Genomic DNA, 13,327 nt, shown 5'->3' with positions numbered 1-13,327 from the left:
AATGTTATTGTTTGTTGCCTGTCAGGAAATACGATGTCCAAAAAACTTAAACATAAACTGGTTAATTTATTCTTACAGCTTTATACACGCCGCCGTGATTTTTCTCACTCAGTCACGGCCTTTAAACAGCTGGAGACAATCGACTTCCGTAATATTGTCATTTATTCGACAACCGCACTCGGGGATTTTCTGATGAATACCCCCGCGATTCATGAAGTCAGAAAACGTTTTCCTGATGCCCGGATTACCGTTGTTTCCGGCAATAAAATGGCCCCCTATATTCGTACCGGTATTGGTAAAGACTGGGATGATGTAGTGTGCTGGAACAGTAAAGTTAATACTGTTACCAAACTGGTCAGAGATTTAAAAGCGCACGGAACACCGGATCTGATTCTGATTATGCACTCGCATAACCCGTATGATTACCTGAGTGCCATCATGACCGGCGCGCCGTTTGTTTTCCGCTGTAATCATCCTGACAGCCTGCGTTCACTGATGGAGCCATGGCTGACCAACTATAATGGCAGCAGCAATTGTCATACCATCCAATCCCGCCTGAATCTGATAGCACCGCTGGGATGCCGGTTTACCGGCAGCAGTATAGAGATGCATGTTCCCTGTGATGTCACTAAGGAACCGTCTGCGTGGCATAACGTCGGTTTTCAGATGGGGGCATCCAGTGAAGAAAGGTGCTGGCCGGTACCTTACTTTGTACAGCTTGCCACAGCGCTGATGTCAGCAGATGATAAAATCCGCATAGTTTTGTTCGGCTCCCCGGGAGAGATGCATCTTTCTGAGCAGTTTATTGCGCTGCTGCCTGCGGAATTTCATCACCGTACCGAATCGCTGACCGGTAAAACATCCATGACGGAACTGACTCAGGCGGTGAATAATGTTGATGTTCTGGTTACCGGAGATACCGGAACCATGCACATTGCAATTGCCCTGAAAGTCAGAACTGTCGGCCTATTTGTCAGTGCCGCGGCTCATGCCACAGGACCTTATCAGGACCCGCATCTTCACCGCGTGATCACCGGTTTTACCAGCCCGTTGTCAATCCCGCCCGGTAACCATGAGATGACAGCGATTAGTCCTGACCGGGTAATCACGGCTGTGCAGGATGCACTGACTGATGTTTATCCGGATACACACGGGCTTTGACCGGGCCTGATTACTTACGTAAAAGCACAGTCTCACACCCGGCTGAAAAATGCAGTAGACTGACAAAAAAAGGAGGATTTATGTCAGAGAGTATGAAAAAACCGCGTATGACACAGGAAGAAGAGGATGAAATAGAGACCCTGACGAAAGGTCTTGTCATGCGGGATAAGATGAAACTGCCGAAGATTGACAAAGAAACTGAACTGCAGCGCCCTGAACGTTTGCGCGCGTGGTTCCGGGCACGTCTTAAATTTCACCGTGACGCAGCCGGAAACAGTTAACCGTATAACAGTACTGCCGGTGATGTATCAGCACCGGCAGTCTGATAATACTTATTTTGCCATCTCAATAATTTCTTTTGCTGTTTTACCCTGTAATTTCTCTTTCAGCGCTGCCATCATTTTTTCTTCATCACCACCACTGGCAAATGCCACCTGGAAGCTGATTTTAGTAATCGCGCTTTTCAGCTCACGGGATTGCTCCGGGCTCAGATCTTTTTCCATTTTTGCAATGGATTCCTGTGCTGTTTGCTGTGATGACATATCCAGTGTTGCATCACCGCAAGCGGTAAGTGCGAAAGAGAGCGCGATAACTGCCAGTAATTTTTTCATTATTCCACCTCGTTAATTATATCCGCGGTATTTTACATTGCCGGACAGATAAAACCATGTTTATTACAGTCAAAATTAACCGTTTATTTATACAGTTATAATCCCCGCGGTCTGCTGCAAAAACCAGACATTTATTTGTTATTGTAAATCAGCTGTTTTTCAGTACCTGTGCCGATATAATACTTCCGTCTGAGAAATACACGGAAAAGCTATGTTTAACGAATGTGTTGTTGATGAAATTTTAAACTGGATAGAAAACAATCTGGAGTCTGATCTTTCATTAGAAGCCGTTGCCGGAAAAGCAGGATATTCCAAATGGCATTTTCAGCGTATTTTTAAACAGCAGACCGGTTACACCCTGGCAAATTATGTCCGCGCCCGGCGTTTATCCTGTGCGGCCATCGCGTTACGTCTGTTACCGCTCAACCTGATGCATTTATCCATGAAGTACCGTTTTGATTCACAACAGACATTTTGCCGGGCCTTCAAACAGCATTTTGGCATCACCCCCTCTGCTTACCGTAAACAAAACGGCTGGCAGCCGGGCGGATTTGTTCTGCCGAAACGCTATGCCGGAAAACTGCACTCATCGGTTGAAATGACAACCCTGCCGGAAAAAGTTCTGACCGGAACCACTCATATTTATCAGGCCGCATCCGACACCTGGAATATGTGCCTGCCACAGTTGCGGAAATATTACTGGCAGCCTTTTTTACAGCGGCTCACTGTTTTACCGGATTCGGTTTATGCTATACACGGCGTCAGTAAATCTGCAGGTGATACCTTCTCAATGTATTACGCCACACTGGCTGAGACACATTATCTTAAAAGCACCACACCACAAGATATTATTTACACACCGGACCATGCTCATTATTTGAAGATCATTTTTACCGGTGACTTTTCAGATATTGATTTTCAGGATATTACCTACGATATCTATAATAATTTACTGCCGGAGCTGAACATCATCCGCAATCCTGATCACCCGGATACGGAAGAATACGTATTTCACGATAATCTGACAGAATTAAACCCGGAAAATCCGAAATCCGCAGTCCGGACGATTAATTATTACATTCCGGTGCTGACGGATAACGCCGGTTTGTGATCATTATCTGCCATCATCATGCTATGACGGTCCTTTTGTTCTTCTGCCAGCCGGGCAATATTATTTTTCTGTCCGGCGTCATAAAAGCCAAGAATAACAGTAAATAATACAAAACCATATACTACTTTTTGTTTTGACGGTACCTGTCTGCTGACGACAGTATAAATAATCAAAGCCGTCGCAATAACGACCACTGATATATATACGTAGTTTTCCATAACAGTCACTCCCCTGATTATGTTCCGACCATAATTTACCTTATCCGGCGGGATATTATTCTGATACTCCTCCTGAAATAGAAAAATTAGGAATTAACCGTTGTATATTTCCTGTTTTTTACAGATTAACCGGTTATTATAAATACGAGTATCTTCTGATTTGCGGAGGTAACCCATGTCATCATATACAGAACGTATTACCACAGCACACATTCAGTGTGATGCAGAAGAAGAACTGCTGCCGCTGTTAAAAGAACTGACCGATAAGCAGATGCTGGGCGGCTGGCGGTTACGCAAACATGAAACAACGCCTGCCGGCACACCTTCTCCCTGGTATCTGCTGAAAGATAATGCACAGATTGCCCTGCTGCCGACACATCCTTACGCCGCTGTTTCCGTTGCGGATGCCGGTATCGCGGAGGCGGAGGAAATCACGGAACATAACGGCCGGATTGAACACCTCAGTAATGCCATAAATTCCACTTACGGTATTTTATATTGTCACCTGTCATTTAAAACGCTGACGGTGTAAGACATGTCAGATAATGTACCGGGACTGTTACGTATTTCCCGATTATTCTGATACAGGTGATTCCCGAACAGGTCTATGTTGTAACACGCCAATTGTTCAGGAGTTTACATGATGAAAATGAATATGAAGAGAGTAAGTGCAGTGACTTTATCTGCAGTCCTGCTGCTTGCTGTGGCCGGTTGCTCTAATATGTCAAAACGTGACCGGAATACTGCTATCGGGGCCGGTGTCGGCGCTGTCGGTGGTGCAATCCTGACCGACGGCAGTGCACTGGGAACCGTCGGCGGTGCGGCAATCGGCGGTCTTATCGGAAATCAGGTTAAAAAATAATTTCCGGAGCCGGCGTTCTGCCGGCTCTTTCATCGCGATTACCGTTATTTATGACTCTTTATTTATAACTCTTTATTTATAACTCTTTATTTATAACTCTTTTTAACTACCCTGCTTTATACCGGTAATGTCCGGTAATTTTCCAGCTGAACAGGACATCCTCGCTGACCTGCCCGCCGCCGATATTATGCATTATCAGCCGGTTTCCGCTGTGCGGGGCTATTTCATCTGTCACAATACCGATATGCGGACGGCCGTTATCCAGTTGCCAGGTCACAATATCACCGGCCACATAATCCGCCGCATTTTGTGTTATCGGTTTGCTTTCCCCTTTCCGGCTGAAAAAGACCATCAGATTAGGTACCCGCCGGTGATCAATGTTGGTATCCGGCCGCGTTTGTCCCCACAATTTACGCCCCGGATAACGGGAAAATGCCGTTTTAATATCTTCATGAACTTCTTTTTGCAAATCGATTCCGATTTTCCGGTAACTGCGGATCACCACATCAGAACATACCCCTTTCCGGGGAGAAACATCCCCGCCCGGATAGCTGATTTTTTCATAAGACGGGTCATACAGAACCAGACGATCAAGCTGCTGAGCAGCCTGACTCAGCGAATCCGCACTGTGACCGGCAGGTACTATTCCGGCAAACAGCAAAACAATCCCCGGCCAGGTAATATAACGACGCATTATTCCTCCGCAATGGCTCAGAATATCCCGTCGTTGCTCCAGATATACCGTAATACCCCGGCAGCATCCTGCGGACTGAGCTGTAATATACTCTGATACAACGCTGATTTTATTTCACAGGCCAGTATGGCATCTTTTTCCAGCGTTCCGGCTTCCTCTTTATCCAGTAAATCGCCATAGGTATGGCGTAACCGGAGAAAGACACTGATGTATAATGCGTCAATTTCTGCCTGAGATAAACCCGGCTCTGTCTTTTTTGCGGGTAAAAACTTAACCGTTGTTCCGTTATCCTGCCCGGCCGGATAAATAAAACCAAAGCACAGTCCCCCGGAAGGATCTTTATCCATCGCATTATTAAATAATGCCAAACGATTTTCTGCATATTGCAGAATAATTTCATCCGGTGTTTGTTGCAGTAATACTTTCCGCTCTGTCGTATTACTGAGGTAAACCATGCGGTAAAAATTCTGTAGTTTGAGGCCGGATAACAGGTAACTCCGTCCGGATATCTTGTTGTATTCCGTTTCAGCTGTTACGGCTTTCGGTAACAGAGAAAAAATCAGAAGTAAAAAGATAAAGAAAGCAGATAAATACGCTGTAATACGTAACCGGGGTATTACAGTAAACAGCAGATCAGTCCCCGGCACCGGAGCAGAATTTACGGATACAGCACCCGTCTGCATCTGCACTGTCATATCAGCAGATTACCGGAATCATTCCAGTACCAGTTTATCCTGCCCGGCCCGTTCAGCCCAGACATTATATTCTCTGACCAGCGTCATCACTTCATTGTTGGAATCTTTCATTTCCCGCATATGTGCCTGGAGTTTTTTCAGATCACCGGGAAATTCACGCTGAATCTCCTCTGTTTTTTTCCGTAAGCGCTGCATTTCTTTATTTCGTTTTTCCAGTGCCGCCACCAGCATATCCCTGATTTGATTACACTGCGCAATAGCTTCGGCTTCAGGAGAAAATTCCGGATACTCCCGCATATCATCATTATCAGTCATAAACGTATTATCCTTGTCTGCAATATACCGGACATTGATTATAACGTTTTACTGCCGTTATTGTCTCAGCACCTTACCCGCCGGGAAAAATATTACAGTCTGTTTATCCGGCATTATATTTTCACCGGCAGAGATATTCACTTATTACTCATTCGGTGATAAAACAGATTAAGTATAATTATGTGTATATTCGTAATAATCAGTTACATCAGGCTATCAGTGCTGACATTGTTCGCTCAAAGTATAATTGATTATAAAACTCAGCACACTGATTAATATTACTTGCGGCTATTTATATCTGATAAATTAAATGAAGATATTTTATATATCCGAGAATATTGCAATGAGAACACTATATGCTATAAAATTTTTAAAAAAAACAACACTACGGGGAGATATATGCTATAATAACACAGGCTAATAATTGCTTTATACGTATACAAAAGAGTCACTTATGATTAAATATTTCTGGTATTCTTTAAAGAAAAAAATCCTCCCCCGCCAAGCCGTTATTTTTTTCAACACGTCAACGTTATCCGGAAAAAAAAGATGTAAAATACTTTTAAAATCAGGCATTATCGCTGATCAATCTGTATCAATTACATCTCCGGTATATTTTGAATTCGGAAACATTAAGTTAATTGGTGATGTCTTTATTAATGCAAATTGTAATTTTCTGGATAATGCACTAATTACTATTGACCATAGTACAATGATTGGCCCTAATGTCACTATCAGCACCGTCAGTCATCCTGTATCTCCGGAAAAAAGACATAGCGACAATATCATATTGCCTGTTAATATCGGAAAAAATGTCTGGATTGGTGCAGGGGCAGTTATTCTGCCCGGCATAACAATCGGGGATAACAGTATTATTGCCGCGAACAGCGTAGTCAACCATGACATCCCCGCTGATTCTCTTTATGCTGGTACCCCCGCACGCTTTATTAAAACAGTATAATTATTTGGTTCTGTACCAGCCCATTAATGTGATATAGGCATTGACGACTGAAGTTAATGAACCACTGCCTGTATTTCCGGTTGTGCCGGAAAAACTATGGCTATGTGCACCAATTGCAACAGTATGGTTATATACAATACTCTTACACATGCAGTTAATGTGCTCCGGACTGTATTTTATGCTGAGCAACAAGCACATTGACCTGATATATTTCACTCATTAAAGTGCTCCGTTATTTAACGGAGCACTTTAATAATATAAAATTTATTATCAACTACCAGCCTGATCGCGGGACACCTGTTGTTGTCTGTGTTGGTGAAGAGGAAGAATCACTGATTTAGTACTTAGTTCACTAATATCAATAGATACCAGAGCGTTATTGTATTTTTTCATATCACTTTCCTTATGAATTTTCCCGTGATTGTTTAGTGCTAAAATCTCAAAATAGCCAATAAGTATAAGAGATAATAAGTTGCGAAAATCAAATATACTATCAACCTTAAGGTACATAACCAGAAAAATAGAAAACACTATAGTTAAAACCATTAACGACGCCCATAGAATAGCATTTAAAATATATTTCTTTCTATTTTTTCTATACTTAACAAAATCAATATAAAATACATCACCAATTAATATATATTGCATGATATTTCTCAGGACGATATCACCATACTCCCACTTATCAATACGGGAAGTAATATAAATAAACATTATTCTTTCTTTATAGTTAGCTATCCTTGATGTCCTTTTACTTATCATTTCATCAATTTTAGCGTCGAAATATTCAACCAGCATCGTATCTTTAGCTTTATCTCTGTAACCACAAAATTCATTCAGCCGTTTATTTTTTGCTCTGTAATAAACTCCGACAAAAAAATCATATTTATATCCAATAACAATAATTAGTGAAAATATTACAAGGTATCTTTTTTCCGGATCGAGAATAAAATTAATCCCCATATCAATAGAATCCATTATATCTTTAAACGCAGACATTCTACCCCCTATAAAAAAATATACTCTGGTTCTACCCCGGCACATTCAGTGAAAAGCCAACTAAATACGGTATGTATTCCTGTACGGAAACTATGAAAATTATGCTTTCTGCGCGAGTGATAAACAACAGTTTTATTAATGTATGTAGTATTACAGACAAATCTCCTGTACCTGCCTCACCGGAGCGGACTCAGACAGATCCGGATACCCTGATTTCTGCACATAACAGTTATTTTAACCCGGCAATACTGATCCCCTGAATAATAACAACATTTTATTATCCGGAATCTGATACTGCAGCCACGTGGAAGTACATTAACGCTTACCTGTATGCAATCACACAAATGAGGATTATCTGCCGGCTATTTCATCAGCGGCTTAATCAGCACTTCAAATTTAGTATCTTTCTGTTCCGTAGTATTTTCCCGTAAAAAAGCCCCGTTATTTAACGAGGCGTGATTATTATGACTTTATGCATTAATGACCAAACGGATATTACCGGCACTGGTTCTGTTATTGACGCTCTGTGGTTTACGGCAATATTTCCGGTAATGCCGGACGTTTAACATCGGGAGATACCACAACAAAAGAAACAGCAGAAGCCCGCATAGCGATTATGCAAAGGTAAACGCGACTAATACCATCAGTGGCGGGATAGCCCCCACACCTATTGGTGACGCGGCGATAAGAGACAAAACATATATGGTGAGCATAATCACAATCCACGGTTAGTTAAATTCGTCGCTGTAAACTATATCACCCTGTCCCGTCACGGGATATCCGCAACACCGAATCATCTTGCTGAACACGTGCGGAGAATTGAGCAGACCATGACTATTGATGGCACAAATATGTCCCATACACTAATAAAAGCAGTTTAGTTATATTATTCAGAAAAGAAAAAACCCGTTAACTGGTTGAGAGTTAACGGGTCTTTATATGGTGCCGGCTACCGGAGTCGAACTGGTGACCTACTGATTACAAGTCAGTAGTTTTGTTTTTTAATCAATTAGATACCGCATTAAATCACGCTTTCACGTCCCAACAATTAAAAAGATTGAAAAGGTATAAAGCACATCTAAAACCATTTGTGTCCCAAATATGTCCCACCACTCCTACCAACAGCTATACACCCATCTTTTAAACAAACTGCATATTTGCAACAACTCTTTATCTCACTGGTGCCACATTAACTTTTCACCACCGGTAACTGACTAAAATTTGTTGTGTATGCCGGTGATAGTATTTCGCTCTTCATCTTATACCCGCTGCCAACACCTTTCCGGCAAATATACAGAGTTGTATAATTACTAAATTTATAAAGTATCAGATAATTAAGTTACCTTACTTTTTTACTGTACTGATAGTAATCATTTCTCCATCCTCTTTCACAAATTCACTCTGTAATTTACTCGGTAAAATATCCAACACTAATTCAGATGGACGACAGAGCTTTACACCCAATGGAGTGACAACTATTGGTCTGTTAATCAGAAGAGGATACTTCAGCATGAAATAGATAAGCTGTGTATCTGTGAATCGACCACTATCAAGTTCCAGTTTTTTGTAAGGTTCAACATTTTTACGCAGCAGTTCTCTTACTGTAATCTTCATTTTTGCAATGAGTTTTATCAAAACATCTCTGTCTGGTGGTGTATCCAAATAATGGATAATATTAGGTTCAATACCGCTACTTCGGATCATAGCAAGTGTATTCCGGGATGTTCCGCAATCCGGATTATGATAAATCGTTATATTGCTCATGTAGTCACCATTAATTGAGATACGAAAGCCTTATGACTAAAGTGATTAGAGTAATGGTTAAGACCGGAACAGTCATAATAATGCCTGTTTTAAAGTAATACCACCATGTGATAGTCATATTTTTCTGAGATAAGACATGAAGCCATAATAATGTTGCAAGGCTTCCGATAGGCGTAATTTTCGGACCTAAATCTGCACCGATAACATTGGCATAGACCATGGTTTCCTGAATAAGACCGGTTGCATTGCTACCATCAATCGATAATGCCCCGACAAGGACGGTTGGCATGTTATTCATAACAGAAGATAAAAAAGCAATGATATAGCCTGTTCCCAGTGTTGCTGCCCATATTCCCTTGTCAGCGAGGTAATTAAGTATTTCTGACAGGTAATTTGTGAGCCCGGCATTTCTCAGACCATAGACGACAAGATACATACCCAGTGAGAAAATAACAATCTGCCACGGAGCACCACGTAACACTTTCCGTGTATTAATTATTTTGCCATGTGACGCAACAAGCCATAAAACAGATGCACCCACTGCCGCAATAGCACTGACCGGAATACCCAGCGGTTCGAGAACAAAGAAACCAATGAGCAGTAAAATCAGGACAAACCATCCCGCCTTAAATGTTTTCAGATCTTTGATAGCCGATGCCGGAATAACCAGCTTTGACGTATCGTAGTACTTTGGAATATCCCTGCGGAAAAACCAGTGCAGCATAAAAAGTGTTGCAATAATAGCAACAATATCTACCGGCACCATGACAGAAGCATATTCTGTAAATCCGATATTAAAGAAATCAGCAGAGACAATATTTACCAGGTTTGAGACTATCAGCGGCAAACTGGCTGTATCGGCGATGAATCCTGCGGCCATAACAAACGCCAATGTTGTCCCTTTACTGAATCCCAGTGCCAGTAACATTGCAATAACGATAGGTGTTAATATGAGTGCTGCACCATCATTGGCAAATAAGGCGGCCACACTCGCGCCCAGCAAGATAATATAACTGAATAATAGTTTCCCTTTTCCGCCCCCCCATTTTGCTACGTGGAGTGCAGCCCATTCAAAAAAACCACTCTCATCCAGAATAAGGCTGATGATAATAACGGCGACAAAAGTCCCTGTCGCATTCCAGACGATATCCCAGACAACAGGGATATCCTGAACAGTAATTACTCCGGATAAGAGTGCAGCTAACGCACCCAGGGTCGCGCTCCAGCCTATACTCAGCCCTTTGGGCTGCCAGATAACAAAGGTAATGGTCAGAACAAATATTAATGCAGCAACAAGCATAGCAACCTCTTTCAGAAGGTGCAGGAAGCACCTTCTGCTAATGATAAAACTCAGTCAGCCAACCGGCTCAGTGCCACGATACCAACAGGCTCGTTTTCAAGCAGCGGTACGATTGCTGTTCGTTTTGCCAGCGATGATGTCACTTTTTTGATCTGCGGAATTTCATGCTCTGCTCTGGAAAGTAATAACGGAGATGTTGTTTCAGTGACAGAAAGGCTGTTATTAATGACCCAGGCCCACGGATGAATACCAGCTCTCATAAGATCACTCTGTAAGTTTTCGGCTTCAAGTACCGGGGTTGTTTCTGCCAGGGTCGTAATGATGACCTTGGTTCTTTCCGGATCCTGCAGTTGCATCATAGGTGTCAGGAAATGGCCTTTTTCGCCCATTTTTTTTGCGATTTCTTTGTGATAGGCACCGGTAGCATCGAGCAGAAGCAGAGTATGCCCGGTTGGTGCTGTATCCATAATAACAAAACGATTCCCGGCTTCACGGATGATGCGTGAGAATGCCTGGAATACAGCAATTTCCTCTGTACATGGAGAACGCAAATCTTCCTCAAGCAATGCCCGGCCTTCCGTATCCAGAGATTTTCCTTTTGTCTCCAGTACATAGTTGCGGTAGCGTTCGGTTTCTGCAACAGGATCAATCCTGCTGACCTGCAGATTAGGCAGACTCCCGTTTAATGTATTTTCCAGGTGTGCAGCCGGATCTGAGGTAGTCAGGTGAACATCAGCGCCCTGTTCTGCGAGTTTTACTGCAATTGATGCAGCAATTGTGGTTTTCCCGACACCGCCTTTACCCATCAGCATTACCAGTCCGTGCTTCTGGACTGCAATCTCGTCAACAAGAGACGATAACGGCAGCAACGACATGTCGGGCTTAGTATTGTGAATAGCCGGCAATGTTTGTTCTTTGTCAGATAATAATTCTTTCAGTGCATCAATCCCGACCATATTACGGACACGTAACATCAGCGTGTCTGCCGGCAGACTGCGGAGTATATCCGGCATATTCTGTATTGCAGTCTGTTCACGGTTACGGAGTGCCTGCGATAATTTGTCTCCGGCTGTTACCGCTGATTCAGGGAACACACCATTAATTATCAGCTGCTGATTTTTTACACCTAATGCTGAAAGCTCGTCATAAGTACGGGCAACTTCACGCAATGCGGCTGACTGAGGGCGGGAAACCAGCATTAAGCGGGTTAATTGTTTATTGCTCAGTGCGTCAACTGCCATGCTGTATTGTTCACGTTGCTTTTCAAGTCCGGACATCGGGCCGAGACAGGAAGCACCGTCCGGATTATCACTGATGAAATCACTCCAGGCACCCGGTAACTGTAATAACCGGATAGTATGACCGGTCGGTGCCGTATCAAAAATAATGTGGTCAAACTGGTTTGTGATTTTTGCATCTGTCAGTAAGCCGGTAAATTCATCAAATGCAGCAATTTCGGTTGTACAGGCACCGGAAAGTTGCTCGGTGATACTCTGAATTACGGCTGCCGGTAAACTGTCTTTTATCGGATCTATGATTTTTTTCCGGTATTCTTCCGCAGCGGCCTGCGGGTCTATCTCGATGGCGGACAGATTAGGTACGGCAGAAATCAGTGTAATCGTATTACCAATAGTTTGTGAAAATACCTGTCCGACATTGGACGCCGGATCTGTGCTGACTAACAGAACTTTTTTCCCGTTTTCCGCCAGTTTAATCGCAGTTGCGCATGAAATTGATGTTTTACCTACACCGCCCTTACCAGTAAAAAATAAGTAATCAGGTGCGTTATCCAGAAATTTCATTTTTATCTCCTCAACAGCATGTCTTATTGTTTCCGCAGCAAGCGGCTGACGGGGCTGATTTTTCATCAGAAATGCTAATACCAAACCAGCGGGCTAATTCATGCCGTTTCGGGTAACGTCCTGTCAGAACAACCTCACCATCAAGAAGCAGTAATGGCAATGCATCTGCACCGGCAGTTTCGAGAAATACTTTAGCTTTTGCGTTATTTACAAATTCCATCGGCTCTTGTCCCAGATTAAAACGGCGGACATTTGCACCCTGTTTTTTCAGCCAATCAAAATCAGTGGCAAAATCCACTAACGCCTGATCGACATCTGTTCCGCAGACGCCGGTACTGCAACATAAGGCAGGATCAAACACTTCCAGCTTCTTCATATTCACACCTCACATATGATTAATCGAATATGTTAATTTAAAAAATTTTATGCCGGACAGTTACCTGCTGTATTTTTGTTGTTTATGGCAGCGAGTAACTGTGAAACTCTGTTTTTCTCGGTGGAATATGTCACCTCGATGATATTTTTAATCCATGGTAACAATGCCGGAGACAACCTGTAATGAACCCATTTCCCGTGTTTAGAATCCAGAAGCAGTCCAGACTCTCTGAGCATTGCGAGGTGTCTTGATGTTTTTGGTTGTGACAAATTTAGTGCCGTATAAATATCACAGACACACAATTCACCTGATGCTTTAAGCAGTAATATGATATCCAGTCGTGTCTGATCACTTAATATTTTAAATAGCTGTAAGGATTCCATATCTGCTCCTATATGATTATTGAGGCTTAATCTACTCCGGTATAACACATTCGTCAAATCGAATATGTTATTCAG

The 13,327-nt window shown here is 42.6% G+C and carries 18 protein-coding genes; 6 read left to right on the top strand and 12 right to left on the bottom strand.

Annotated elements, in window-relative coordinates:
- Nucleotides 1-33: 33 nt before the first annotated feature.
- Nucleotides 34-1,161 (top strand): glycosyltransferase family 9 protein, encoded by a 1,128-nt coding sequence (locus tag AAZR23_RS03860; RefSeq protein ID WP_349416416.1) that lies wholly within the window; start codon nt 34-36, stop codon nt 1,159-1,161.
- Nucleotides 1,162-1,241: 80 nt separating this feature from the next.
- Nucleotides 1,242-1,442 carry a hypothetical protein gene (locus AAZR23_RS03855; protein WP_046892349.1) on the top strand — a complete coding sequence of 67 codons (201 nt, stop codon included), beginning with the start codon at nt 1,242-1,244 and terminating at the stop codon, nt 1,440-1,442.
- Nucleotides 1,443-1,493: 51 nt separating this feature from the next.
- On the opposite strand, the gene AAZR23_RS03850 is transcribed toward AAZR23_RS03855, so the two are convergent.
- Nucleotides 1,494-1,772 carry a DUF6694 family lipoprotein gene (locus AAZR23_RS03850; protein WP_046892350.1) on the bottom strand — a complete coding sequence of 93 codons (279 nt, stop codon included), beginning with the start codon at nt 1,770-1,772 and terminating at the stop codon, nt 1,494-1,496.
- A gap of 211 nt (nt 1,773-1,983) precedes the next feature.
- Between AAZR23_RS03850 and AAZR23_RS03845 the strand changes: the two genes are divergently transcribed.
- Nucleotides 1,984-2,883, top strand: a complete 900-nt coding sequence (locus AAZR23_RS03845; RefSeq protein ID WP_218428136.1) for a helix-turn-helix domain-containing protein — start codon at nt 1,984-1,986, stop codon at nt 2,881-2,883.
- Here the strand turns inward: AAZR23_RS03845 and AAZR23_RS03840 are convergent.
- Complete coding sequence (locus tag AAZR23_RS03840) at nt 2,847-3,101, bottom strand: hypothetical protein (RefSeq protein WP_218428134.1); 255 nt, start codon at nt 3,099-3,101, stop codon at nt 2,847-2,849. The two genes, AAZR23_RS03845 and AAZR23_RS03840, sit on opposite strands and share 37 nt — an antisense overlap.
- Nucleotides 3,102-3,276: 175 nt before the next feature.
- On the opposite strand from AAZR23_RS03840, the gene AAZR23_RS03835 reads away from it, so the two are divergent.
- Together AAZR23_RS03835 and osmB are read left to right on the top strand one after the other, a co-directional pair.
- Nucleotides 3,277-3,633: a hypothetical protein gene (locus tag AAZR23_RS03835; RefSeq protein WP_243846769.1), complete on the top strand. Its 357-nt coding sequence runs from the start codon at nt 3,277-3,279 to the stop codon at nt 3,631-3,633.
- Nucleotides 3,634-3,744: 111 nt separating this feature from the next.
- Nucleotides 3,745-3,963 carry an osmotically-inducible lipoprotein OsmB gene (osmB, locus tag AAZR23_RS03830; RefSeq protein WP_166708957.1) on the top strand — a complete coding sequence of 73 codons (219 nt, stop codon included), beginning with the start codon at nt 3,745-3,747 and terminating at the stop codon, nt 3,961-3,963.
- A 106-nt stretch (nt 3,964-4,069) separates the two neighbouring features.
- Here the strand turns inward: osmB and AAZR23_RS03825 are convergent, their stop codons facing one another.
- From AAZR23_RS03825 to AAZR23_RS03815, 3 genes are all read right to left on the bottom strand, one after another.
- Nucleotides 4,070-4,657 carry a DUF1287 domain-containing protein gene (locus tag AAZR23_RS03825; RefSeq protein ID WP_218428132.1) on the bottom strand — a complete coding sequence of 196 codons (588 nt, stop codon included), beginning with the start codon at nt 4,655-4,657 and terminating at the stop codon, nt 4,070-4,072.
- A 17-nt stretch (nt 4,658-4,674) separates the two neighbouring features.
- A complete protein-coding gene (locus AAZR23_RS03820; RefSeq protein ID WP_218428130.1) occupies nt 4,675-5,112 on the bottom strand; it encodes a hypothetical protein in 438 nt (145 codons plus the stop codon).
- Between the two features lie 258 nt (nt 5,113-5,370).
- Nucleotides 5,371-5,667 (bottom strand): hypothetical protein, encoded by a 297-nt coding sequence (locus AAZR23_RS03815; RefSeq protein ID WP_052926070.1) that lies wholly within the window; start codon nt 5,665-5,667, stop codon nt 5,371-5,373.
- 454 nt (nt 5,668-6,121) lie between these two features.
- On the opposite strand from AAZR23_RS03815, the gene AAZR23_RS03810 reads away from it, so the two are divergent.
- The gene (locus AAZR23_RS03810; protein ID WP_434690619.1) at nt 6,122-6,628 is read left to right on the top strand and encodes a DapH/DapD/GlmU-related protein; all 507 of its coding nucleotides are present in this window, start codon (nt 6,122-6,124) and stop codon (nt 6,626-6,628) included.
- A gap of 270 nt (nt 6,629-6,898) precedes the next feature.
- On the opposite strand, the gene AAZR23_RS03805 is transcribed toward AAZR23_RS03810, so the two are convergent.
- The 7 genes from AAZR23_RS03805 to AAZR23_RS03775 form a co-directional block, all read right to left on the bottom strand.
- Nucleotides 6,899-7,627, bottom strand: a complete 729-nt coding sequence (locus AAZR23_RS03805; RefSeq protein ID WP_434690617.1) for a hypothetical protein — start codon at nt 7,625-7,627, stop codon at nt 6,899-6,901.
- Between the two features lie 1,189 nt (nt 7,628-8,816).
- Complete coding sequence (locus AAZR23_RS03800; protein WP_279799851.1) at nt 8,817-8,918, bottom strand: DUF4113 domain-containing protein; 102 nt, start codon at nt 8,916-8,918, stop codon at nt 8,817-8,819.
- A 53-nt stretch (nt 8,919-8,971) separates the two neighbouring features.
- The gene (arsC, locus tag AAZR23_RS03795) at nt 8,972-9,391 is read right to left on the bottom strand and encodes an arsenate reductase (glutaredoxin) (protein ID WP_434690614.1); all 420 of its coding nucleotides are present in this window, start codon (nt 9,389-9,391) and stop codon (nt 8,972-8,974) included.
- Between the two features lie 10 nt (nt 9,392-9,401).
- Nucleotides 9,402-10,691, bottom strand: a complete 1,290-nt coding sequence (locus tag AAZR23_RS03790) for an arsenic transporter (RefSeq protein ID WP_218455454.1) — start codon at nt 10,689-10,691, stop codon at nt 9,402-9,404.
- A 50-nt stretch (nt 10,692-10,741) separates the two neighbouring features.
- Entirely contained in the window at nt 10,742-12,493 is a 1,752-nt protein-coding gene (gene arsA, locus AAZR23_RS03785) for an arsenical pump-driving ATPase (protein ID WP_218455453.1), read from the bottom strand.
- A 10-nt stretch (nt 12,494-12,503) separates the two neighbouring features.
- Entirely contained in the window at nt 12,504-12,869 is a 366-nt protein-coding gene (arsD, locus tag AAZR23_RS03780) for an arsenite efflux transporter metallochaperone ArsD (RefSeq protein ID WP_218455452.1), read from the bottom strand.
- 47 nt (nt 12,870-12,916) lie between these two features.
- Nucleotides 12,917-13,252, bottom strand: a complete 336-nt coding sequence (locus AAZR23_RS03775; RefSeq protein ID WP_186749070.1) for a metalloregulator ArsR/SmtB family transcription factor — start codon at nt 13,250-13,252, stop codon at nt 12,917-12,919.
- Nucleotides 13,253-13,327 lie beyond the last annotated feature (75 nt).

The sequence above is a fragment of the Morganella sp. Je.2.23 genome (genome assembly GCF_051129855.1).
GTDB lineage: Bacteria > Pseudomonadota > Gammaproteobacteria > Enterobacterales > Enterobacteriaceae > Morganella > Morganella sibonii.
This window is presented reverse-complemented; position numbering and strand designations above follow the sequence as displayed.